Below are 23713 nucleotides of genomic sequence, written 5' to 3' on the forward strand. Positions count from 1 at the left end.
ATTTGAGGGCTTTTAATTATTTAACTTCGGGTAAATCAAACCAAATCACTTGAGCATCTTCAAGCGCTTCAATTTGGCTATCTTCTAAGAACGCAATTGCACCACCAGCTTCAACTTTATGTTCAGCAATTTGCACTGAACCTGAAATAACATGGATATAGTTGATATGCTGCGTTGCACGGATCTCTAAAGATTGACCTTTCGTCAAAAATGCGGATTTAACTTCCGCTTGCTGACGAATATACATAGCTGCATCGTCATTTGGACCGACAATTAAATGCCATTGATTGGGTTGATCGCGTGGATCACATTTAATTTGTTGATAGGTCGGTTCAGCATCACGTTCATTTGGAACGATCCAAATTTGTAGTAAATGTACATCTTCATCACCTTGGTTCATTTCGCTATGACGCACACCTGTACCTGCGCTCATCAGCTGCCATTCACCTGCAGAAATGCCACCATGGTTGCCCATACTGTCTTTATGCGTAATGGTGCCTTTTAACACACAGGTTAAAATTTCCATGTTGTCATGTGGGTGTTGACCAAAACCTTCATGTGCTGCTATTAAGTCATCATTAATTACACGAAGTGCACTAACGCCCATGTATTTCGGGTCATACCAGTTACCAAAAGAAAAGCTGTGTTTAGACTCAAGCCAGCCCATTTTTACGTGACCACGGTTTTCACTTGGATGTAAAAAAGCATTCATGGCATTCATCCTTATCTTAATTATTGAACATGTACCTATTTTAAGATTGAACTAAATTGGGATATATAGTTTTTTAGCGACAATTCATCCTATTTTTGCAACGCTCAGCCAAGATTGAGTCTTTTGTTATGCATGAATGCACAGCTATAAAAAAAGCCTGCACGATGCAGGCTTTTTTAAATATGACTAAAATTATTCTAAGAATTTAACAGTCACACCAGATTTCACTTTCTTACCTAAGTCATTTGCATCCCAGTTGGTCAAACGAATACAACCGTGTGACGCAGTTTTAGAGATAGCAGATGGGTTCGGTGTACCGTGAATACCGAATGATTTTTTGCTCAAGCCAATCCAGATATTACCAACAGGGCCATTTGGACCAGGTGGTAATGAAAGTGGTTTTTTGTTGTTGCCTTGAACAAAGTTAGACGGTGAGTAGCTGTACCAAGGGTTTGGTGCAACACCTGTGACTTTATATGTACCTGTAGGCGATGGAGTATCAGAACTACCAATCGTTGCAGGGAATGAACCGATCATTTGGTTGCGGCTATTAAACAAGTAAAGTTGTTTCGCGCCTTTATGTGCAACGATCAGGTGAATATCTTCAGGAACTTCGTTACGAATATTCGCTACTAAGATTTTTTCACCAGCTTTTTTAAATGTCGCTTTGGGATTCAACTTTTTCAAAAAGTCTTCATCCATGTGGAATTTTTCACCCAACATTTCAGTCACACGTGTGTAGTACAAGCCTTTCATTTTTGCTTGTAATGCATAGTCGTGTGGAATCGATGCTGCATAAGGACCTTTCAAGTCTGCGTCAGTCAACGTGTATTCAATAAATGCAGGTTTAGAACCTTGTTTCGCAATCAGCGCATCCCAAGTTTCTTTGGTTAAAGTCCCTGTAGGTTTCAAGCTATTCATTTGTTGGAATGAAGCGATCGCCTTTAAGGTATTTTTACCACTGGTACCATCAATTGCACCCGGTGAAGCATGTGCATTATTGAGCATGACATGAGCACGTGCATAAACAGGGAACTGACCTTTTCCAATGTTGTCATACCACTGTGCATTATTTAGGTCATTTAAACCCCAAGCAACTTTGGCAGCAGGCGAAGTTGATGTTGGAGTTGTAGCAGTCGCTGTAGCAGGTGCAGCACCGATGTCGGCTTTAACATCTTCTGATTGTTGCAGGCTGTCTAAAGTTTGCGATGCTTGGTTCAGATCTTCTTGTTCTTGAGCGCTAATCTGGCTAGTTGCAGATGAAGCTTCAGTCGCTAACGGATCAATGGGATCCTGAACTGCAACATTAGTCACTTTTTTTGGCGTTAATGGTTGTTCAGCAGTAGATGCGGCAATAGCTGTACCAGCAAATATGCAACTTAGGCTCAGTGCGAGCATGGTGCGAACGAACATGTAATTCAACCTTAAGAATTATTCATTTACTGTGTATTAAAAACTGGCTAAGTATTACAGAAAAAAAGTAGAGATGCAGTAGTTGTTTTGTGTAAATATCATTTTTGGCACTCAACATGATCGGTTTTTAAATGCTTGAGAAGTTATTATATTTACAACCTTTTTGATATGATGATGCCAATATCGAATTAAGTTGGGAAAGTGAATGACGACCTTAAAAAATGATCGTTTCTTGCGTGCCTTATTACGTGAACCGGTAGATGCAACTCCGGTTTGGATGATGCGTCAGGCTGGCCGTTATTTACCAGAGTATCGTGAAACACGTGCAAAAGCGGGTGACTTCCTATCCCTTTGTAAAAATACAGAATTTGCTTGTGAAGTTACTTTACAACCTTTGCGTCGTTATGACTTAGACGCAGCCATTTTATTTTCAGACATTTTGACAGTACCTGATGCGTTGGGTTTGGGACTGTATTTTGAGGCAGGTGAAGGTCCGAAGTTTCATAAAACTGTACGTACCGAACAAGATGTACTGAATTTACCTAAGTTTAATGCCAAATCTGACCTAGATTATGTCATGAATGCAGTGACTACGATTCGTTCAGCATTGGGCGGACAAGTCCCATTGATTGGTTTCTCAGGCAGTCCTTGGACACTGGCAACCTATATGGTGGAAGGCAGTTCAAGCAAAGATTTCCGTTTTACGAAACAAATGATGTATGCACAACCTGAAGTGTTGCATGCCTTATTAGACCGTTTAGCTGTGGCAGTGACTGAATATCTCAATGCGCAGATTGATGCAGGTGCCCAAGCCGTACAAATCTTTGATAGTTGGGGTGGGGCACTAGCACACCGTGAATACATCGAATTTTCACTAAACTACATGCAAAAAATCGTGGCAGGTTTACAGCGTGAAAAAGATGGACGCAAAGTCCCTGTGATTTTGTTTACCAAAGGTGGTGGTCAATGGTTAGAGCCAATGATTGCAACGGGTGCAGATGCCTTTGGTTTAGATTGGACTACGCCATTAAATGTGGCACGTCAAACAGTCGCAGGCCGTGCAGCATTGCAAGGTAACTTAGACCCAGCAACATTGTATGGTTCGCCTGAAGCAATTGCGAAAGCGACGCGTGCTATGTTAGATGACGCATATGCCAATGGTGAAAAAACCGGTTATGTGGCGAACTTAGGCCATGGTATTACCCAGTGGGTAGATCCAACCAATCCGAAAGCCTTTATTGATACGGTACACGAATATAGTGCCAAGTATTTATAAGGCTTCAGGGAAATAGGTTTAGGATTCAACCGTGGTCAAGATGATAAAATCATGTTTTGAGTTCTCTTATAAGGCAGCTTCGGCTGCCTTATTTGGGATATTACTGCTGATCGCTTTTGCATTCACTGCAGCAATGGGAAGTCAGGAATATTTTGGCTTTTACCGTTATGACTATTTATTGTTTTATGCACTGATCATTCAAGTGTGTTTACTCTACTTAAAACTCGAGTCTTGGGCGGAAGCCAAAGTCATAGCACTGTTTCATCTACTGGCTATGGGGATGGAAATATTTCTCACTCATCCACACATTGCTTCATGGCAATATCCGCAGCCTGCGGTTTTCAAACTGCTGACCGTGCCATTATTTGCAGGTTTCATGTATTCGGCGGTGGGGAGTTTCTTTGCACGTTCGTTACGTCTATATCAGGTGTCGTTCAGTAACTTACCGCGTTTTGGCAATATGCTGTGCTTAGCCGTTTTGTCATATCTTAATTTTATGACCAAATTTTTTGTACCAGATATTCGTATGTTTTTGTTTGCTTGGAGTGTGGTGATCTTTTGGAAAACCAAGCTGAGTTTTCAATTACAAAATCATGTGATTCAGTTGCCCATGTTACCAGTATTGTTGATTTTGGCATTCTTGATTTGGATCGCAGAAAATATCAGTACCTTCTATCAAATTTGGTTATATCCAAGTCAGGTCGATGCATGGCATATGGTCGGTTGGGGGAAACTCGGTTCTTGGTATTTGTTGCTATTACTCAGTCTGGTTTTAGTACTCAAAATCCTTGGAAAACGTGATGAAAATGGTACTTGGTTGCTCAAAAAATAGTGAAAAAGAACGTATTATTTTTAGCCAAAAGTTTTAGATGAAAATGTTTTGCCTTATCTGAAAGATCAAGTTAATCTACAGGTGTGTAATCAAAATTACACATGTTTTAATAATTAAAAACAATGGAATAAAATTCCCTGGAGAAGTGCCATGTTAAAAAAATTAGCTTTAGTTGCAGTCGTTGCACTAGGTTCTACAGCTGCTTTTGCTGACCGTGACGTAGGTTGTGGTGTTGGTTCTCAAGTTTGGGCTGGTCAATCAGGTAAAATTCCTAAAATTTTAGCTGCGACTACCAACGGTATTTTTACTAACCAGTTACTTGGTATTACTTTTGGTACTTTAGGTTGTAGCGGTACTGGTACAGTGACTGCTCAAGCGGTAACATTTACCAATGAAAATGCTGAATCACTTGCTCGTGATATGGCGGTTGGTCAAGGTGAGAGCCTGAATGTTTTGGCTGAGCTTTTAAACATCCAATCAACAGATAAAGCACGTTTCTTTGCTGTGTCTAAAGCAAATTTTGCTGAAATCTATTCAGCTGAAAACCAGTCTTCTCTACAAGTACTTGCTTCATTACAAAGCGTAATGGCGAAAGATGAAGTACTTAAAGCATACGTTTAATCGATGCTTTCAAAACCCTGTCTCTCGGCAGGGTTTTTTATTATCTAAAATATATAAAAATGGATTTGAATATAACTGAATGAAATCAATTGCTTTATTTTGTACCTTTATGATTCCGAGCATCTTATATGCTCAGCAAGTTGTAGATCCAAACCTCTCTAAAACCGTAGAGCTACAGCGATATATTGAACTTGCACAATCAAAAAAACTGTCTGAACACATCAGTTGGCAACGACTTTTATATACAGATCATAAAGGACAAAGTGAAGTTGCCTATACAGGTTATTTTTTAGCTGAAAATGGCCGCCAAAGTGCTCAAGCTGAATTAGAGGCAGATATCGCTGCACTGTTTCAACCCGCCGAACCTAATCAAGCCTTTCGTTGTCGTTTCCCTGCGCGTAGTCAGTGGCTGATGCAAGAATTATCCATCCGTTCAGAGCAGTTACCAGTGGTGAGTTGCCCTGAGTTTGATGAATGGTTTGGGAAAATTAAGCCGTATAAAGCGACATTAATTTACGCCACAGACTTTATGGGTAATCCAAGTTCTATGTTTGGACATACCTTATTGCGTCTCGATCCGAAAGATCAAAAAGAGCTAAATTTGGTGTCCTATGCCATTAACTATGCAGCGACAGTTGCAGGTGAAGATAACTGGTCTTATGCATGGAAAGGCTTAACAGGACAGTATCCTGGTGAATATTCCTTGATGCCGTACTACCGAAAGGTGAAAGAATATGGTGATTTTGAAAGTCGTGATTTGTGGGAATATGAGCTAGCACTGACCGAGCAAGAAACCAGTTATTTGGTTAAACATCTTTGGGAAATGCAAAATGTCAGTTTTCCCTATTATTTTGCCAGTGATAACTGTGCATATCGATTATTGGGCCTAATGGATTTGGTTCGCCCGACACTGAATTTAACCGAAAAATTTAAAGTCGCTTCCATTCCTGTTGAAACGATTAAAGCGATCAATGATGAACAACTGATTCAAGCAGCGGTGTATCGTCCTGCATTAGAAACGCAGCTTTTATCACAAGCGCAGCAACATGGATATCGTTTAGCACGTGAAGCGCATAAGCTCGCTGAAATTGAACCTGCGATGATGTCGACAGCACTCGCTCAGTTTAATGAAGCAGAGCAAGCGAAAATATTAGAAATGGCGTATGACCATCTGTATTTATTGCTGATTGGTCGAAAGGTGAGTGCGGAAGAAACGCAGCCTAAATTGCGTCAAATCTTGGCCTTACGTAGCCAATCTTCACAACCGAAACAACGGACTGAACCTAAGCAGCCAAGTCTAGACCCTGTCAATGGACATCATGCGCGAAATTTTTCAGCTACCGTGGGTGAAGTTCAAGGTGAAAAATATATCGAACTCGGTCATCGTCAGGCTTATCATGATTTGATCGATCCGCAAGGTGGCTTTCGGATTGGTACGCAGTTGATGTTTTGGGATGGCTCGATCCAATATCGTGACGAACAATTCAAGATCAATCATTTTGATTTTTTATCGGTCAATTCTTACAACCCAATCACGCCATTTAAAACACCACTAACTTGGGGTTTTAATTTTGGCTGGCAGCAAGTGTCTGTAGATGCAGGTCAATTTAGTGAAACGAAACAACATGGTGTAGCTGAATTAAAAGCTCAATCTGGATATAGCTGGGCCAATCAGGAACGCACACATTTGTGTTATGTGCAGTCTCAAATGCAGGTGCAGGGCGGCAAGTCACTCGATCAGGGATGGCGAGTTGGACTTGGGCCGACACTGGGTTGTCAAAATATTTGGTCTGAACGATTCAACAGTCTAGTGCAGGCAGAGCTTCCGTATTGGGAAGATGTACATCAGTGGAATCTGAAACTCGATGCTGAATTACAATATATCGTCAACCAACAAAATGCCTTAAGACTAGGTTATGAATACCAGCAGCAAGATGATCAAGCTTGGAATAAATTGAAATTGAGTTATGTATTTTTCTATTAATTTTTAAGATAGATAAAATGTGAAATATCAAATAAATTTGTTTTTTTATGTAAGTAAAGCAAGGTATGATTGCTAGCTTTGTAATAGCTGTGGTTTGTGTCACCGAATGAATCAAGAATGTATTACAGGTCTAAGTCAGACTTGGAAAAATATTTGTGATCAATATACTGAAAATGAACATCTTGCAGCATTGCAATTTATCCAAAGACATGTTGAACATTTAGTAACTGTTTTTTATGAACAAATGTCACGTGAGCCAGAGTCAGCTGAATTTTTTAAAGACGATATCATTCAAAAAAGGCTCATCGACACTTTAAGAAAATGGTTGTTAGAAACGTTTAATGTCGCACTGAATGGTGAATTTGAAAGCTCAGTCAAAAGACAGCAGAAAGTTGGAATGGTACACGCGCGTGTTGGTATTCCGTCATGGTTCATCATACGTGGTGTGCGTGAAATAGAACGTAAAATATTTGAAATTTTAGAGTTAAACCAAACACAAAATATTCTCCATATGTGTAGTTATATTGTACAAATTATGGGGTTCAGCACTGAAATCATGTGCCGATCTTATGAGATCAATACGGAAAAAAACCAAGAAACAAAACACAATTATCGCTTATTTTCTGCGATGCAAGATGTAGCAGTGCATAAAGATAAACAACGTGGTTCATTGCTCGATTGGGAAAATGAACTGATGTTTAAAATCTTTTCGGGCAATGTTGGTTTTTATCATCCCTTATTTTCAAAATCAGAGTTTGGGCTGTGGTTCATTCATAAAGCGGCATATGCTTTTTCTGGTTCAGATCAGGTGCAACTGATTATTGACCGAATTTATGAAGTGGATCAATTAACCCAGCAAACGATGCAGATGACGGAAAAAGATCAGCTGCAACAGTTGATTCAACAGATTCGTGAATTGAACCGTGAAATTCAGCATCTAGTCGATCAATTGTTTCAGGTGGCTGAATATATTGAGTCTGGCAATGATTCTTTGACTCAACTCCTAAACCGCCGCTATCTCAGTACGATTATTTCACGTGAAATTACCTTTGCGCGGCAAAATGAAACGCCGTTGTCTTTGCTCGCCTTTGACGCGGATTATTTTAAAATGATCAATGATAAGTTTGGTCATGCGGCAGGTGATCTTGCGCTCAAATTTATTGCCGAAGCTTTACAGCGTTATAGTCAAGGTAGCGATTATGCATTCCGTATCGGTGGTGAAGAGTTCTTATTACTCTTGGTCGATACTGGTGTAAACCGTGCGATGAAAATTGCAGAAAATATTCGCCAATATATTGAAAAGGGTTTGATCCGAACGGCACAAGGTCAGCAATTTAGTTTTACCGTAAGCATTGGTTGTGTGCAGTATGATGGCCATCCTGATTATCAGCGTTTCTTAGATGCCGCAGATCATGCGCTGTATGCGGCAAAAAATAATGGTCGAAACTGTATACAAGTCACAAAGCATTTGTCGTATATCTAATTTATCCTGAGAATAAAAAACTCCCATATGTGGGAGTTTTTTTATGGGTAAATATGTTTTATGGCGAGATGTGCCGTAATTTAAACTTCGACAACTACATAGTATTTTTTGACGGCTTCGACAACTTCAAACTTGCCCTGAAAAGATGGGGGAATAATGCCCGCATGGCCAGCGGAAACCTCGATATATCCACCTTGTTGATCATGAATACGTACTAAACCTTCAAGGATTGTAAAAAATTCTTGTTTATTGGGTGCAAAGACAATATTCCATGCGCCAATTTCACATTGCCAAATCCCGCAGTCCATATTGGGGTGTACATACAGGCTTGCAGTTTCACGTTTAGGATTGCCCTGAACCAAACGGTCTGGGCGAGGGTAATCTATGCTGTGTTTGGCTTGCGCTAAACCCTGACCGGCAATATATACATCTGACATGATTCATCCTGAAAATAGTGCTTTGCTATCAAAGCAAACGATTTGCGACATTAAAACACAAATAAAAAAGGCCTCAAGAGCTCGAGGCTTTTTTTATGAGTGCTAACGCTGAATGTTCTATTAATAGCTTTCAGGCACAGCACTTAAGAATTCACGGCGTTCTTCTTTATTGGTTTTAAAGTCACCGACAAAAGAAACGGTACGTGTTGTAGACTCTTGTTTACCTACACCACGCATCATCATGCACATGTGAGCTGAATCAATCACCACAGCAACACCACGTGCACCAGTCACTTCAGCCACAGCTTCAGCGATCTGCTGAGTGAGGTTTTCCTGAATTTGTAAGCGACGGGCAAACATTTCTGTAATACGTGCAAATTTTGATAAACCTAAAACATTGCCTTCTGGGAGATAAGCAATATGTACGCGACCATAAAAAGGTAATAAATGGTGCTCACACAAAGAATAGAATTCGATATTCTTAACTAAGACCATTTCACGGTTATCTGATGGGAAAACCGCATTGTTGGTCACTTCTTCAAGTGTCTGGCTATAACCAGAAGTAAGATATGAAAAAGCTTTAGCAGCACGCATAGGCGTATCTTTAAGACCCGGGCGATTCAGATCTTCACCAACGGCAGTTAGGATATTTGCGTAGGATTGCTGCATAGACATAAGACGTGTTCACTTACACTGAGAGATTGAACAAGGACGGCATTGTAGCAGAAAACTATTACAATGCCTTCTTTTGGAGTTAAATCCGATTATTGTTTAAACTGTGGGTTCTTTTCTGCACGTTTAAGCAGAACCAGTACAGCACCTGTGCCGCCTTGTTTTTCTGGGGCGCTCACAAATGCCAATACATCACGATGTTGACGTAACCAACTATTTACATAAGTTTTTAAAATTGCTTCTGGACCTTTGCCATGCACAATTTTAATGACGTTTTGATTGTCATCTTTCGCCATTTGAATAATTTGCAGCACGGCAGAACGGGCTTCTTCAACAGTGCAACCGTGTAAGTCGACAGCTTCAAACCAACGTAGATTACCAGCTTTTAAATCTTCAAAAACTTTATGTTGTAAGGTTGCAATGCGATAGCTTAAAGCAGCTTGACTGGCAACAGGGTTGAGCATCGCTTGCGTATCAGAAAGTAATGCATCATCTGTTTCCATAGGACCAATTGCAGCAGCACGTTTAGCCAACGTTTGCGCATCAGGTTTTTTACGACCCACTTTTTCCATTTTTGCAGTATTTCCTGCATTTATTTTTTGAACACCTTGCATTTGCTTTTGGAAAAGCGCGAAGTCTTCTTCCTGCTCTTGTTCAACAGTCTTTGGCGTTGGCTCAGGCTGTTTAGCAATCGTAGAGGAATGTGGATTCGTAATTTGCTTTTTAAAAGATTTCAGTAGGTTGTACTGATCTTTTGAAAGCGAAGAATCGTGTTTGCTCATAATGAAAAAACGGGAAATATACAAAAATTTAGAGCAATTATAGCCTTAAATGGCACTGATTTGAACTGGAAAGACTTTATATCAAGAAGATCTCTTAATTCATTACAAGTCCTATTTGGGCTTCAAAGTTGAATTAATTAATTTAATAACTTTTTTATTTTTATATTGTTCTGCAAGAGCTAATGCTGATTGTTCTTCATTAAATTTAGAAAGACACACGATTTCGGTTGAAGCGCCTTTTTCAAGTAAATAAGAAATTATCTGATATTGATTTAGGCGAATAGCTTTACCTAATGGGGAGCATCTAGTGAAATAATATGTTTGTGGTTCAACTTCATCTACTACAAGTTCATTTATTTTTCTCAGCTTCATTTTTTTGATGAAAGAAATATCTGTGTGCTCGATTGCCGCCATAATTAAGGTGGTATCATAAAATTCATTGTTTTCACCTAAATTTAAATATTCAAGATACAAATTTTTGGCTTTTTCATAATTATCAATATCATTTTTTTGTGTCAGGTTCTTTATCGCATTTTGGAAAAAATCATTCATATCATCAAAATCATTTATTGCTGCATGGAACATGAATAGATTTATTAAATATGGCTCATCAGCTAAATTCTTTTTCAATAAATGAGAATTATCTTTATAAAAAATCTGTTCAAAATGATTTAATTTTTCCATGGAAATAGGGTGAGATTTGATATTGATTGGTTTTGATAAAGAATTTTTATGTCCTTTAGAAATAGAAAAATAGGCTGAATTTTCAATATTCTTGTTTTTAGTATTGATTGAGAAATTAATGACTATTGGTAAGCCTTGATAACTAATGATTTCAATTTGATTCTTATTGAAAACATAATTTTTGCCCTTTAGCACGTTAGTATTTATATTTGGAAAAATTTGATTTAGGTCAATCTGCGCAGCAATGATGCCTTCGGGCATAGTGGAAATATTAAAGTAGAGGATATGATTTTGGTCAATATGATACGGTGAGCCAGTATACAGAGTTATATTTTTTGCCCAACTTATCTGGTGTATTGAAACCAAGATTAATGAAATGAATAGAAGAGTTGAAGAAATAATCGACTTCATTATTTTTAATTCTCAATTGAATAAAAATTATAAAAAGGATGTGTAATTTTTTAATATGGATGCAAAGGAGAAAAAGGGTGAGCGAACTCACCCTACATATTTCATTTATATTTTATCAGGCACACCAAACAGCTCCTTAAACGCCTGATCAGGACGTGGCTGCTTCATAAAACTTTCACCGACCAAGAAGGCATGAATATCATGTTCTTGCATCATCGCGACATCAGCAGGTGTTGCAATACCGCTTTCTGTCACCAGCAGGCGAGAAGGCTCGAGTAACTTTTTCAAACGTAATGATGTGTTGAGGTCAACATCAAAGGTTTTTAAATTACGATTATTGACGCCAAGTAGACAGTTGTCAGAAAGACGCATTGCACGCTCAAGTTCTTCTTCGTCATGTACTTCAACCAACACGTCGAGATTGTGCTCAAAAGCAGTTTTCGACATTTCTTCGAGTTGTTGATCAGACAAACAAGCCACGATTAATAAAATACAGTCCGCATGTAAAGCGCGTGCTTCAATTACGCCATAAGGATCAATTAAAAAATCTTTACGCAGCGCAGGTAAGTCACAGTTCTTACGTGCAATCTGAATGTTTTCATCGGCACCTTGGAAAAAATCCACATCGGTGAGAACAGACAAACATGCCGCACCAGCATCTTGATACTGCTGCGCAATTTCAGCAGGGTTAAAGTTTTCACGAATGATGCCTTTCGATGGTGATGCCTTTTTAATTTCAGCAATCACCCCCGGACGTTTAGAGCCGAGGTTTTGTGCAAAACCTCGAACGGGTGTAGCTGCTTGAGCTAGCTCTTCGACATCTTTATAGCTACGTTGTTTAAGACGGGCTGCAAATTCTTCTTTTTTACGGTCAACAATTTTACCTAAAATTGTATTGGCGATATCTACCATGATTTGAGTCCTAATCTTAAGCTTCGTATTCTTTTAAAGTTTTCGTAAATTCAGACAAAATGCCCATTTTCTCTAGTGCTTGACCGCCATAAATAATGTCATGTGCTAATGCAACACCTTGTTTATAGCTATTGGTTAAGCCTGAAACATAGATACCGGCACCTGCATTTAGGGCAATCATATTCGCGGCTTTATCACCGAGTGCAGATTTGTTTTTACCTAAAGCATCTTTGATCAATTTTAGACTTTCAGCAGCACTATCTACAGATAGACCTGTTAAGGTTTGCGACTCGATATCTACGGCTTCCGGCTGAATTTCCCATTCAGTGACTTCGCCATCTTTGAGTTCAGCAACATAAGTACTTGATGCAAGGCTAATTTCATCTAAACCGTCTTTTGAATGCACCACCAAGACATGTTCTGCACCGAGTTGTTTTAAAACTTCAGCCATAGGACGACATAATTCTGTAGAGAAAACACCAATCACAAAACGTTTTACGCCGGCCGGATTCGTAAGCGGGCCAAGTAGGTTGAAAATACTACGGAAGCCCAATTCTTTACGTGGACCAGCAGCATATTTCATGGCTTTATGATGATTAGGTGCAAAGAGGAAACCCACACCCATTTCACGAATACAGCGTTCAGTTTGCTGCATGCTTAGGTCAAGGTTAATTCCTGCTTGTTCTAAAAGATCAGAAGAGCCTGATTTTGATGAAACACCACGACCGCCATGTTTAGCAATGGTTGCACCTGCTGCTGCAATGACAAAACTAGACGCAGTAGAAACGTTAAATAAGTTTTGACCATCACCACCTGTACCAACGATATCCACCAAATGTGGCAGATCACTGACATCGATTTTGATCGCAAACTCACGCATTACACGTGCTGCGGCAGTGATTTCATCAATACTTTCACCTTTTTGGCGTAAGCCCATCATGAGTGCGCCAATTTGCGCATCGGTCGCTTCACCTTGCATGATGGTACGCATCACTTCTTCCATTTGAGGTTGAGTGAGTTCAATATTTTTAGTGATGTTATTTAAAGCTTGTTGAATATTCATAATATTTTTTGCACTCGATTAAGCGTAAATTTCTAAGAAGTTTTTAAAGATTTGATGGCCATGTTCACTAAGAATTGATTCAGGGTGAAACTGCACGCCTTCGACAGGCAATGTCTTATGTTTTACGCCCATGATTTCTTCCATCGTGCCATCTTCTTCATTGGTCCAGCAGGTCACTTCTAAACATTCAGGCAAAGTCGCTTGATCAATCACCAAAGAGTGATAACGCGTTGCTGAAAATGGCGAAGGGAGGTTGCTGAAAATGCCTTGATCGCTGTGATACATGTCAGATAAACGACCGTGCATCACTTTTTTAGCGCGAATAATATCGCCGCCAAAAGCTTGTCCTATGGCTTGGTGGCCTAAACACACACCGAGTAAAGGAATTTTTCCCGCAAAGTGTTGAATCGCAGGAATTGAAATACCTGCTTCACTTGGCGAACAAGGGCCAGGACCAATGACTAAATACTTCGGTTGCCATCGCTCGATATCTTCCAATGTCACGGCATCGTTACGTACAACTTTTACTTCCTGATTTAACTCGCCAAAATATTGGACGATGTTGTAGGTAAAAGAGTCATAATTGTCGATCATGAGAAGCATATCAAGCGTATCCCTAAGAAATTTATACTAATATTTTGTTTGGCGGTTTTTGTTACCCGCAACGTTACCCGTTTTAAGAACTTCAACTTAAATTAGGCACAAAATATAAAGCCTGCTAAGTGCAGGCTATATTATCAGATTCTTGTTTGTATTTTTCGACTTCTTTCTTCACTTGAGATTCGTGCCAAAAAACATCTTTTTCGCTTAAACGGATTGGCTCGGGAAGCTCTCCTTGCTTTAACATTCTATAGAACTTAGTTTTCCCAACAGAGAGAAGTTTCATAAAATCATTAGCCCGAACTCGACGATCAATTTCCATCAAGACACCTCCTTTAAAATTTGTTTCACTGATTCAAGAAAATCCTCAGAAATACTTTCATGTCCTATATCTGTATCTTTGCCGTTGGGATCCATCACGCCACCTTTAAAATAAGGGCCTGGGCTTGAAGGCGAAGAATAAATTCTTTGCCATTCTTTAGCCATAATTTAAGAAAAAGCTCATAACGCTTTTGAGCAGCACCATTCATGTTTCCCGCATTATCAATCTTCAAACCAGGTTTATTTGCTTTAGTGAAAACAGCTTCACCAACAATTTTATTAATTACGCATTGATATCCATCACTTGCTAAAAACATTGTGAAGGCCGGGACTAATGATTTAGGACAAATCATGAGCTCACCTCACTTGCTTGATTCTCAAGCTCGAAGCGACGCTTTTTAACGTAGTCCATTAACTTAGGTTGTATTTCAGGACTACGTGCAGAAACATCAATTTCCAAGGCATCCAATGCTGTTAAGTCTGGTGCATTTTGAATCTGAACCATAAGTGAAGGTGGAGTTTTAATTTCAGCTTCTGCAGGTGCAAGCTCACGTAGGCGCTTATGAATAGCATCCAACAATGGTTTGCGCTGTGCTTCAGTCCAGTTGCGTGTATAGCCGGTAAGGGCGGTGGCTTCTTTAGGTGTTTGAGCATTTGTTGCACGTGTTAGTAGATCATTTAAAAGATTTTGATAGTCGCCATCTGCTGATTCACAAGCTAACTTATTCTCCGCTACTAACTTTTCGGCCTCAACCTGCAAACGTTTGAGTTCTTCAACACTCAAGTTCTCAGCGGTATGTTCTGGCTTAGGTGTGTTTTGTTCGAATGCCTTTTCTTCAACATCATTTGATGTTTGAATTTGGCTATTTTTAGCTTCTGTAGCCGATTCATCCTCCCAAGGCAATGATGTATCAGAGGCAGGTTTCTCTTTATTTAAAGACCCGCCACTTACTGAAATCAATGCCTGAGCGTGAACTACCGCATTATCTTCATATAGATGAACTAAACCACGAGTGAGTAATTCCAAGTCAGATTCAGAGTTTTTCCATTTGAATGCTTTACTCAATTCAGCTGTTAAAAGTGATGGGGCAAAACATGGTGTACCTTTTGCTGGTGCTTCGGATATGGCTTCTGGAACTTGAATGGTGCCAATAGTCATATATACGACAGCAACACGGAATTCATGATCAGGGTCAAAAAAAACAGTCGCAGGAAAATTACGAATGCTATCAAAATCTAGATCAGATCCAGTATGACGACATTCAATGTTTTGACCTGCAGCCATGGCAGCAAATGCTTCTTGTCCGTTTAAGATAATCATGAATTTACTCCCGCTTTAGCAATTTGATCTATTTCCTGTTTTACTTCTTGAATTTTCGATACATCGATCTGCATCAGCGAATCTATACCCAGATGCTCGCATACAGTTTTTGTATCTAATCCACGCTCATCTATGAAGGCTAATAGATCATCACGTTGCGCATCTGATATGCCATTAAATTCAGGTGGACTAATCCATGTTTCTTTATTCTTATCAAAGGTACAATTCAGTTCTTTGGCCTTAAGTAGCATGGCTTGGCGCATGTTTTGGTAATACATATGGCTCTTATCAAGGGACTCAGTTAACTGGTTTAGGTCACTGGCATATAGCGCTTCATCACAGCTTTGTTTCCAGTTTTCCAAGTCTTCAAGTGCTTTAGCTGAAGCCAATTGCGCAGGGGTTAAAGTATTGATGTGTGCTTTAGCTGCTGAAATTAATTGTGCTAAAAACATCGGTTCTGTTTTTAGGTCAGGTACCCAAACTTCACCAGTTTCTCCACCAAGAGCACCTGAGTTTTTTGCATGGTGAGTAGGAGACGGTTTGAAGTTGATGACACGAGCATTCTTACCCACACCAGTAGTGACAGTAGTCATGTAGCCCATCATATCTGCGATACGGTACAGCTCATTTCTATTCTTACCGCCTAAGTCGGGACGGTAGATGATCTGATCGTTGTTTTGATCCTCAGAGGCGTGAGCAATAAAGACAACATCCTTACCCATGCTTATCAGGGTATTCACATACTGCTTAAAAGTTTGATTGGCCAAGCCTTGGGCTTTTAGTTTTAAAGCGCCATCTTTCTGCCGGTTGTTTGGATGAAGTAGTAGGTGAGTTTTAATGCATTCAAGCATTGCGCCTACAGTATCAATAACAACAGTGTTGTAAGGAGCTAAGTCTTGAGTTGTTAAACCTGCAACGTCAGACCATTGTTGAACCGGAATTACTGCACCGCGACGAAGTTCACCAGTACGATGTGCGCCACGGTCAAAGTCAAAGGAAACAGCTTTATCAGCAGTAAAGCCTAAAGAGGATTTACCGAGGCCTGGATCTGCATAGATGTAAGTGATGATGGCACTGACATTTAGAGCTTGGTCTGCTGGAATAATATTAATAGTCATCACACTTCTCCCAACAAACGGTTTTTAATCATGTGCTGCACCAACATTTCATTGATGTTGCGGTGGTCGTTGTAGTCTGTGAAGTCGGGGAAAGGGTTGCCGTATTCATCGGAGATCTGATCTACAGATAGCTGGGTAATTTCAGCGGTATCAAATTCACTACCGGGTACGCCGTAGCTGTCTTCAAATGGTTCAAAGTCAAAGCTTACGTCTAGGGTGAAGTTGTCTAAACGGATAACTGCATTACCTGAAGTTTTAGAAGTGAGTTGCATTGCTGCGACGGTAGTAACTTCAGGGATGCTTTTGTGAAGCACTTGAGTATTGGCAGCATGAGGCTTATAAGCGAATGCCAATGCACCGATTGTTACGGTTGCAGCGACAAGTGTTACCTTGAAGCTATTGAAAGGGGTTAAGGTTTTGTTCATACTTATCTCGCAGTTTGCAAAGCACATCGGGGGTAGAAGATCGATGTGCTTTTTTTGTTGTCTGTGAGCTGTAATTTAGTATTTACTAAATAATTAGTCAATAGTTTCCCTAAATAAAATTAGTAAAATATTTAGTAAATGATAATATAGACAAAAGAAAACCCACCGCTGTGGTGGGTTGTTTGGAGTTTATTATGGATAAGCTAAATTACTTGGCAGTAGAAAGCCTGCAGCATGATCCGCGTGCTCATATGGTTAATAGTTTAATTTTTAATGGTATTACAGACGCAGAGGTGCTGATTAGTGTTACTGATAAGCTCTTAAATTTTATCGGAGAAAGTGGATTGTTTGATAAAGCCACACAGGATGAAAGGGCTTTATCAAACTGGCGCAAGGATATGGTTGATCGCTTAATGCTTCAAGGTCTTACAGACGCTAATTTAATTATCGATACAGCAAACCAGATTCATGATTTCTTGATCTCTGAGATGCTGAAAGATCAAAAGAAAGCAAGAGAAAGCTTTAACGCTCAACAGGGAACTTAAACACATCAACTCCGTCTTTAAAATAAAAGATATGGTAGGTGTTTGTTATTTTTCCAACATACTCTTGAACTGCTGCAAGTGCATGGGCTGATTTGTTTAGGTCAAAAAGAAAAGCGTTAGGTGCAATTTTTTGAATCGACTCAAGGGAGTCTTTTGAAAGATATTTCATTTCTGAATCAGGTATATTTTGACCGTTAATTATAAGCAACCCGATCCAAGAGCCGCTCGGGTATGAGGCTTTTTATCAATCATTATTAATAGATTTAATTAAGACTTTATCCTGATACATTTTTTCATCTGCCTCTATGATAGCTGCTGATAGACCATATGTTGGATTTCGCATTGCAAGACCAATTGCCGCACTAACTTCAGCTTTCGCAAAAGCATTTTGAATTCTTGTTACAAGCTTCTCGGCATTCTGAAGATTAGTTTCGATACTAAGTACAGCAAATTCATCACCACCCAAGCGAGCAATAATATCATTGCTACGTACTATGCCTTTTAAAGTTACAGCCATTCTTTTGATCAGATCATCACCAGCAGCATGTCCTAGATTGTCATTAGTGATCTTTAGATCATTTAGGTCAATCATAAGCACAGCAGTAGGGTGACCATATCGCTTACACCGTTCTTCTTCTAACTCAACTAATCAATCCCAAGCACGACGGTTATAAAGTCCAGTCATTGGATCAGACAATGCTTCCATTTCAAAGCGTTCAGCTTTACGTATGTGTTCGGTTGCTCTTAATTCAGCTTGAATCGTGTAACTAAGCACCTTTCCTATAAGATCAAACAATGGAGCATCCTCAACAAGGACTTTAGACTGAGGTTCGGGATCAATTGCACAAAGAGTGCCAAACAAGGAACCATCTTCTTTTAAAAGAGGTTGACCGATATAGGCCTTAATAGTGACAAGTTTATTTATTGGTGCATCTGTATAAACTTGAACGTCGGGCGAGTAAGGGGCAATGCGAGGTGCATTATTTTGTACCATGTGCCAGCAGAAGGAGTCTGCCCAATGAAACACTTGCCCTGGCTTAACGTTATAGCCATTATCTTCACTTAGTAGCACGATCCAGTCATCACCCTCCGTACGCGTAATCATCCATAACTTGAAGCCAAAGCGTTGAGATAAGAAATTTAAAATAGCTTGACCTGCTTCTTCAAAGTTCTTAAAGCTAATATTATCCATTAAGTGAACTCGCTGTTTGTACAAAGAGAGGAGCAACAAAACCATAACTTCTAAATTACAAAATTATTCATTGCAATTTGAAAGTGATTAGCTTACCAATTATTCGAAAATTTAATTCACTTTAACCCAAATTGCTGAATATTCCATAAGTTAGAGAGGAGTTTTTAAAAAACTACAACACAAAAGGAAACCCGACATAGAGCCGGGTTAGTGATGCTTTACTTAGTTATTACAGACCTGGTCATGAGAGGTCTTAAGTCCAATATAAAGATTTAATATTTCAGAAGTAAGAAAGCTTTAGCACTGAATAGCATCTTTCTCTTTGTAGTGATCCAAAACCAAATCCATATCAGCCAAAAGCACAGCTTCAGAGTATTCACCTGGTGATAGCTTCAACAAGTTAGGCATATAGTTTTTTTCATACTCACGCGGATAGTCTCTGCATAAGATCTTTACCCGCACATCTTGAGTGGTGAACTCTGAATCTAACTTTTCCAGATATTTGCTAAGAATATTGTCTGAGTTCTCAAAAGCTGTAGCGGTGGCAATCGGATCTACATCTTCATCTGTTTCCTTTTGGCAGCCGGTAATTGAAAGAGTTAGAAGTAGGGTAGTGAATATCTTTGTTTTCATGGTTTGGTTTTGTTGTTATTGGTGAGTGAATTATAAGCGGAAATTGATAAAAGAAAAATCACCACTTGGAGTGGGGTGGCTAGGTTGTGAAAATTTATCGTCAAACACGATAATAAATCATCCAATAGCATTGATTAAATTTTTTAAAAACAATATCTTGTGTTGTCCTTGATAATGCTAGAAGAACTTATGCTCTCTGACGGAAATAGTAGTACATATAATAACGATTTCTATATTTTAGTTACTCTTATTTTTCTACCATTTTTTGTATTTTTGGATGGTCTTACACTGAGCTTATTTAATTTTTTTAGTGCAATTTTGCTGGCATCATGTCTTATCTGTTATTACTTCTTAGCATTTAGATATAATAAAATATATTGGTTAAAGATTTTTTTACTTATTATTTTTTTATCAATATATTTATTCTATTTTTTATTTTTCTTCTCATTTCTATACAATAAAAACAATAAATGGTCAGATGTAAGTGTTGATAATTTTAAAAAGCCATTAATTGTATGGATAGAAGACAAGTTGAAAGAATTAAAAGAGGATAAAAATTTACAAGCAAATGATATCAAAGTTGATATTACTGAGAAGAAGGAACAGATTGAATATGTAGAGGATGACTATTATGAAGAAGACTATGACGAAGTTGTTGAATATGAGGATGATGAGTCTTACTCTGATGAGTCATATCACTATTCTTCCTCAAATTCTGGTTACCATTCAGTAGAAGGATATACGCGCAGTGATGGAACGGAAGTAGGTGGTTATGTGAGAGGTAACCCTGATGGTATTGAAGAAAACAATATAGAATATATGCGTGATCACGGTGATCAAAATGGATTAGAACAAGCATATTCATTTTTAGATTAAATTTGAAAAATGGCAAAAAACCCACCGTGGTGGTGGGTTGAGAAGGATATTAAATCAATCTTGCTTGAACCTTTCTTTTAAAGTTTTGGTAGAGTTTTCCGCGCTCTCAACAATAGCTCTTTGAAGTTCTGGGTTCGAAAAAAAAGCATTCAAGGCATCTTGTAGTCCTAAAACAACATTCATAGGCATAACTACAGTAGCATTATTAACCACCTCATTATTCACTCTATAGCCAAGCACTAGCTTTAGGCCATTAGTCTCCATAGCTACTTGTAAAATATGATCTGCATAGATAGGTTGTAGATTAGGATTCAAAACAGTTAATACCTCTGTCTTTTCCTGAACGATCTTTGCTTTTTCTTTACTCATGATATGCAGCCTTCATGTCCTGTTTAAAATATGTAATATTGATTGGTTTAGGATTGGAGGTGATTTGCGGTGCGATAGAAACAGGGGAGGAAGATATATGCTTATCAAGTTGAGAAATACTTACATATAAGTCTTTTTCTTTACCGGCTAAAACCGCTTCAACAACTTGATCGCCAGTTTCTAGCTGAAAAACCACATTAACTGCTTCAATATTTTGATGTGATAGTACAGGACTAGGCAGAGTTTTATCACGATCTATTTGCCATGGCTGTTTTGGTCTTTCATAATTTTTATTATGAAAGACTATATCGAAATCATAGCCAAGTTCATGGGTAATAGTTGTGATTGTTTTGATAGTAAGATTCACATCACCAGATAAAACCTTTGTTACGCGTCCTTTGGACCAACCGAGTTTTTGAGCCAATTCAGAACGTGAAATTTTGTGATGGCGAAGCAAGCCTACAAGTTGAGATGCGACTTGTTCCATCTTAACGATAGACATATCAACATCATACTTATCACCAATTATTGATACTATGCTCATAATAACCTCACTAAAAAATCATGCGATTCAATAGGGTATTTAAAAATTGCTTTGACGCGCTCATCAATAACAGATTTTTCTGAGGCATCAATTTTATCCTTTCGCTTAGGTGCTAATCTAAACAAGACCATTACATCGCCTATCAATACCAAATATAAACGAATGCTCGCTTTTCTTATTCGGTAGACTGGCGTATCTTTTCCATCAATTTTAGTAGTATGAGCACGATGTATCTCACTAGAATCATAAAAATCGAATATTTCATTCATAATAAAACACTGCTCTAATTTTGAAGCTAGTTGAGTAAATAAACGAATTACATCAGAATCATCGCGCGCACTACTTAAAGCAAACTCTGCTCTATCACGATATAAAAATACGTCATTTTTATTACGTGATGACGAAAGCATATAAACCTTTATATTTTCAGGCAGCACAATACTATGTAGGTTTTTCGGAAAACCTATTTGATCCCACTTAAAAAAATAAGGGTCTATCATGAGCGAAAGTTACCTTATAAGTTAACTAATATCAATATGATTTAGATTAATATCGTAAATTTTTTGAAAATCTACTTAATTCCAAAAGCCGCATATAACAGCTAATCCCAACTAGATAAAAGCTGAATCCGCTTAAATTTCTTATTCGCTTCTATATGAGTTTTATAAAATTTATCTCTATCTTTTGAGTTAACAAAATCTTTAAACGTGCTGGCTTCAAGGAGCTTATAAATAAACCTCTCGCCAGTCTTTAACACCACCGTCAATAAGAAGTGTTGGTAGAGCAGGTGACTGATATTTCTGGAATTTACATCAACTCTTTGCATGCTTAATATTTAAACTTTCTATTGTGTGCAACAACAACGCCAATAATCGATATTTCAATTTGATTTGAATTAAGTATTGGAAAGTCTGGGTTTAGTGGAACAAGCTCGATAATATCAACGCCAAATTCATTAATGCCAATTACACGATATTTTTTAAAAGTAGTTCTTGCTTCACCATGCTTAACCTCTTGTGCAATAACAAGAGAGCCGGGCTTTGCTTCAAGCGAACCATCCACCACAATCTCATCACCAGGTTGGAATTCAGGAGACATGCTTTCTCCCTCAACCTTTAGGGAAAATACACATTCGGGACGTGCACTATTATAGGTGGTCCAACTGATGCCTAATGGGTTCAAACCATCATACCCAACTTCGTGAAACAGCCCGGCTTGAACATAATCAAGCAAGGGAATAGCTTGTAAAGGAGTGTCTATTGGAGAAACATTGCTTTCTTGTAATTTGCCTTCAAGACCACCTGAGCTAACTAATTCTTCATCAAGAAGACCCTCGATCCATCCTACTTTTTTCTCAAGATTCCTTGCTGCTCGCTCCCCAAAACTCCCATGCCCGTTAATGAGCTGAGAGATGTGGCTAGCATTCAAATCAAAGTGCTCACAAAAAGAGTTATCTGACTTAAACCCCAACTTTTTATTGGCAGCATCGATAGCTGTGCGCAAATTTTTGCGTCTTAATGCAATTTTATCCATATTTAGTATTTCACATAGTTTTTAGTAAAAAGTAAATTCGTAAAAACTAAAGTTTTGTTGACATGTTTAGTGATTAAAATTAGTATTTACTAAATAAATTAAATAAGGAGATTTTTATGTCTTCCTCAAATGTTGATCTACTCAAAAATTACCTCTCAGAACTAACTCCTGCTGCACGAGAAGAATTCGCAAAAGAATGTTTAACAACTGTTGGAAATCTTCAGCAGATTATCTATGTGAACAAGAAATGTGGCGCGCCTTTAGCTATTCGTATTGATAAAGCAAGTAAAGGTAAAGTTTCTTGCGATTCACTTTGCCCTGAGGCCGATTTTGATTATTTGAGAAATCAACCTATCCCTGCTTAACCAATTATCACTCGGTCAATGTTTTAAATAAACGTGAAATAAAACAAGGATTTCACAATGCAAGAAATAACACTAAGCCGTGAAGCGCAGACGGCAATTTTTAAAATGATTAATCAGACCAAGGGGATTTCACCAAAAGAAATCGCTCAAGTTACTGGTGATTCACATAACACGATTTGCAACTACGGAAACGTAGGCATGCCAAACCATTTACCGAGTTTAAAAAAGCTCGAGACCATCATCATGTATACGCAAAATCCTGAAATTTTACGCGTATGGGCACATCAGTTGGGTTATGCGCTTGTGCCAGTCGGTTGTGATTCAAGCAAACATCATGAGTTATCAATTTTTGAGGCAATGATGCTACACAACATTAAAAGCGGCAAAGCAAACCATGTTGTGTATGAGGCTTATGAGGATGGCGTTATTACACCTGCGGAATATGAAGAAATTCACCAGTTAACGCAGGGCTTAACAGAATTGATTGCAGCAGTAGATCAGGCTGCGCTTAAGCAAATGAAAAAATACACATCAAATTTAGAAATAGAAAAAGCCTGAGGTCAGATCTCAGGCTTTTAAATTCACTCAG

The 23713-nt window shown here is 38.6% G+C and carries 30 protein-coding genes and 1 pseudogene; 9 read left to right on the forward strand and 22 right to left on the reverse strand.

Annotation, left to right across the window (positions count from 1 at the left end):
• Positions 1–16: 16 nt before the first annotated feature.
• Together MST17_RS05600 and MST17_RS05605 are read right to left on the reverse strand one after the other, a co-directional pair.
• Positions 17–712 carry a pirin-like bicupin family protein gene (locus tag MST17_RS05600; protein ID WP_180007656.1) on the reverse strand — a complete coding sequence of 232 codons (696 nt, stop codon included), beginning with the start codon at positions 710–712 and terminating at the stop codon, positions 17–19.
• Positions 713–904: 192 nt separating this feature from the next.
• A complete protein-coding gene (locus MST17_RS05605; RefSeq protein ID WP_078190280.1) occupies positions 905–2125 on the reverse strand; it encodes a L,D-transpeptidase in 1221 nt (406 codons plus the stop codon).
• Between the two features lie 205 nt (positions 2126–2330).
• Between MST17_RS05605 and hemE the strand changes: the two genes are divergently transcribed.
• The 5 genes from hemE to MST17_RS05630 all read left to right on the forward strand — a co-directional run bounded on the left by hemE (position 2331) and on the right by MST17_RS05630 (position 8321).
• The gene (gene hemE / locus MST17_RS05610) at positions 2331–3401 is read left to right on the forward strand and encodes a uroporphyrinogen decarboxylase (protein WP_180007657.1); all 1071 of its coding nucleotides are present in this window, start codon (positions 2331–2333) and stop codon (positions 3399–3401) included.
• Between the two features lie 40 nt (positions 3402–3441).
• The gene (locus MST17_RS05615) at positions 3442–4233 is read left to right on the forward strand and encodes a DUF817 family protein (RefSeq protein ID WP_180007699.1); all 792 of its coding nucleotides are present in this window, start codon (positions 3442–3444) and stop codon (positions 4231–4233) included.
• Positions 4234–4383: 150 nt separating this feature from the next.
• Positions 4384–4854 (forward strand): DUF3015 family protein, encoded by a 471-nt coding sequence (locus MST17_RS05620; protein WP_078190276.1) that lies wholly within the window; start codon positions 4384–4386, stop codon positions 4852–4854.
• 109 nt (positions 4855–4963) lie between these two features.
• Entirely contained in the window at positions 4964–6838 is a 1875-nt protein-coding gene (locus MST17_RS05625) for a DUF4105 domain-containing protein (protein WP_373685449.1), read from the forward strand.
• 106 nt (positions 6839–6944) lie between these two features.
• Entirely contained in the window at positions 6945–8321 is a 1377-nt protein-coding gene (locus MST17_RS05630) for a diguanylate cyclase (RefSeq protein WP_180026402.1), read from the forward strand.
• A gap of 80 nt (positions 8322–8401) precedes the next feature.
• Here MST17_RS05630 and MST17_RS05635 read toward each other — a convergent pair whose 3' ends face one another.
• From MST17_RS05635 to MST17_RS05690, 12 genes are all read right to left on the reverse strand, one after another.
• Positions 8402–8758: a cupin domain-containing protein gene (locus MST17_RS05635; protein ID WP_180026401.1), complete on the reverse strand. Its 357-nt coding sequence runs from the start codon at positions 8756–8758 to the stop codon at positions 8402–8404.
• Between the two features lie 120 nt (positions 8759–8878).
• A complete protein-coding gene (gene folE, locus MST17_RS05640; protein ID WP_171262632.1) occupies positions 8879–9427 on the reverse strand; it encodes a GTP cyclohydrolase I FolE in 549 nt (182 codons plus the stop codon).
• 95 nt (positions 9428–9522) lie between these two features.
• Positions 9523–10212 (reverse strand): Smr/MutS family protein, encoded by a 690-nt coding sequence (locus tag MST17_RS05645; RefSeq protein WP_180026400.1) that lies wholly within the window; start codon positions 10210–10212, stop codon positions 9523–9525.
• A gap of 111 nt (positions 10213–10323) precedes the next feature.
• On the reverse strand, positions 10324–11307 hold the full coding sequence (locus tag MST17_RS05650) for a hypothetical protein (RefSeq protein WP_180026399.1): 984 nt from the start codon (positions 11305–11307) through the stop codon (positions 10324–10326).
• Positions 11308–11412: 105 nt separating this feature from the next.
• Entirely contained in the window at positions 11413–12219 is an 807-nt protein-coding gene (trpC, locus tag MST17_RS05655) for an indole-3-glycerol phosphate synthase TrpC (RefSeq protein ID WP_180026398.1), read from the reverse strand.
• A gap of 16 nt (positions 12220–12235) precedes the next feature.
• Positions 12236–13282 carry an anthranilate phosphoribosyltransferase gene (trpD, locus tag MST17_RS05660; RefSeq protein ID WP_180026397.1) on the reverse strand — a complete coding sequence of 349 codons (1047 nt, stop codon included), beginning with the start codon at positions 13280–13282 and terminating at the stop codon, positions 12236–12238.
• A gap of 18 nt (positions 13283–13300) precedes the next feature.
• A complete protein-coding gene (locus MST17_RS05665) occupies positions 13301–13885 on the reverse strand; it encodes an aminodeoxychorismate/anthranilate synthase component II (protein ID WP_078190263.1) in 585 nt (194 codons plus the stop codon).
• 115 nt (positions 13886–14000) lie between these two features.
• Positions 14001–14204 (reverse strand): AlpA family transcriptional regulator, encoded by a 204-nt coding sequence (locus MST17_RS05670; protein ID WP_111884584.1) that lies wholly within the window; start codon positions 14202–14204, stop codon positions 14001–14003.
• Between the two features lie 94 nt (positions 14205–14298).
• Positions 14299–14556: a hypothetical protein gene (locus MST17_RS05675; RefSeq protein WP_180026396.1), complete on the reverse strand. Its 258-nt coding sequence runs from the start codon at positions 14554–14556 to the stop codon at positions 14299–14301.
• Positions 14553–15524, reverse strand: coding sequence for a hypothetical protein (locus MST17_RS05680; RefSeq protein ID WP_180026395.1), 972 nt, complete (start codon positions 15522–15524; stop codon positions 14553–14555). The genes MST17_RS05675 and MST17_RS05680 overlap by 4 nt, the downstream gene beginning before the upstream one ends.
• The gene (locus tag MST17_RS05685; RefSeq protein ID WP_180026394.1) at positions 15521–16642 is read right to left on the reverse strand and encodes an ATP-binding protein; all 1122 of its coding nucleotides are present in this window, start codon (positions 16640–16642) and stop codon (positions 15521–15523) included. The genes MST17_RS05680 and MST17_RS05685 overlap by 4 nt, the downstream gene beginning before the upstream one ends.
• Positions 16642–17067, reverse strand: a complete 426-nt coding sequence (locus MST17_RS05690) for a hypothetical protein (protein ID WP_257224003.1) — start codon at positions 17065–17067, stop codon at positions 16642–16644. The genes MST17_RS05685 and MST17_RS05690 overlap by 1 nt, the downstream gene beginning before the upstream one ends.
• 194 nt (positions 17068–17261) lie before the next feature.
• On the opposite strand from MST17_RS05690, the gene MST17_RS05695 reads away from it, so the two are divergent.
• On the forward strand, positions 17262–17612 hold the full coding sequence (locus MST17_RS05695; protein ID WP_168377704.1) for a hypothetical protein: 351 nt from the start codon (positions 17262–17264) through the stop codon (positions 17610–17612).
• On the opposite strand, the gene MST17_RS05700 is transcribed toward MST17_RS05695, so the two are convergent.
• From MST17_RS05700 to MST17_RS05710, 3 genes and pseudogenes are all read right to left on the reverse strand, one after another.
• Complete coding sequence (locus MST17_RS05700; RefSeq protein WP_180026392.1) at positions 17590–17781, reverse strand: hypothetical protein; 192 nt, start codon at positions 17779–17781, stop codon at positions 17590–17592. The two genes, MST17_RS05695 and MST17_RS05700, sit on opposite strands and share 23 nt — an antisense overlap.
• A 75-nt stretch (positions 17782–17856) precedes the next feature.
• Positions 17857–18804, reverse strand: a pseudogene (locus tag MST17_RS05705) (diguanylate cyclase).
• Positions 18805–19101: 297 nt separating this feature from the next.
• A complete protein-coding gene (locus MST17_RS05710) occupies positions 19102–19437 on the reverse strand; it encodes a hypothetical protein (protein ID WP_180026391.1) in 336 nt (111 codons plus the stop codon).
• A 174-nt stretch (positions 19438–19611) separates the two neighbouring features.
• Between MST17_RS05710 and MST17_RS05715 the strand changes: the two genes are divergently transcribed.
• On the forward strand, positions 19612–20313 hold the full coding sequence (locus MST17_RS05715; protein WP_115736954.1) for a hypothetical protein: 702 nt from the start codon (positions 19612–19614) through the stop codon (positions 20311–20313).
• Between the two features lie 54 nt (positions 20314–20367).
• Here the strand turns inward: MST17_RS05715 and MST17_RS05720 are convergent, their stop codons facing one another.
• The 5 genes from MST17_RS05720 to MST17_RS05740 form a co-directional block, all read right to left on the reverse strand.
• The gene (locus MST17_RS05720) at positions 20368–20682 is read right to left on the reverse strand and encodes a hypothetical protein (protein WP_180026390.1); all 315 of its coding nucleotides are present in this window, start codon (positions 20680–20682) and stop codon (positions 20368–20370) included.
• Complete coding sequence (locus MST17_RS05725) at positions 20675–21226, reverse strand: helix-turn-helix domain-containing protein (protein WP_180026389.1); 552 nt, start codon at positions 21224–21226, stop codon at positions 20675–20677. Before MST17_RS05725 ends, MST17_RS05720 begins: the two co-directional genes overlap by 8 nt.
• The gene (locus tag MST17_RS05730) at positions 21223–21726 is read right to left on the reverse strand and encodes a hypothetical protein (protein ID WP_180026388.1); all 504 of its coding nucleotides are present in this window, start codon (positions 21724–21726) and stop codon (positions 21223–21225) included. The genes MST17_RS05725 and MST17_RS05730 overlap by 4 nt, the downstream gene beginning before the upstream one ends.
• A gap of 101 nt (positions 21727–21827) precedes the next feature.
• The gene (locus tag MST17_RS05735; protein WP_180026387.1) at positions 21828–22052 is read right to left on the reverse strand and encodes a KTSC domain-containing protein; all 225 of its coding nucleotides are present in this window, start codon (positions 22050–22052) and stop codon (positions 21828–21830) included.
• A 2-nt stretch (positions 22053–22054) separates the two neighbouring features.
• Positions 22055–22759 (reverse strand): LexA family transcriptional regulator, encoded by a 705-nt coding sequence (locus tag MST17_RS05740; protein ID WP_168377696.1) that lies wholly within the window; start codon positions 22757–22759, stop codon positions 22055–22057.
• Positions 22760–22875: 116 nt separating this feature from the next.
• Here MST17_RS05740 and MST17_RS05745 point away from each other — a divergent pair, with 116 nt between their 5' ends.
• Together MST17_RS05745 and MST17_RS05750 are read left to right on the forward strand one after the other, a co-directional pair.
• On the forward strand, positions 22876–23124 hold the full coding sequence (locus MST17_RS05745) for a helix-turn-helix domain-containing protein (RefSeq protein ID WP_168377695.1): 249 nt from the start codon (positions 22876–22878) through the stop codon (positions 23122–23124).
• 57 nt (positions 23125–23181) lie between these two features.
• Positions 23182–23682, forward strand: a complete 501-nt coding sequence (locus MST17_RS05750) for a phage regulatory CII family protein (RefSeq protein ID WP_180026386.1) — start codon at positions 23182–23184, stop codon at positions 23680–23682.
• The last annotated feature ends 31 nt before the right edge of the window (positions 23683–23713 follow it).

Source organism: Acinetobacter sp. YH16056_T (assembly GCF_024605895.1).
Taxonomy (GTDB): Bacteria; Pseudomonadota; Gammaproteobacteria; order Pseudomonadales; family Moraxellaceae; genus Acinetobacter; species Acinetobacter amyesii.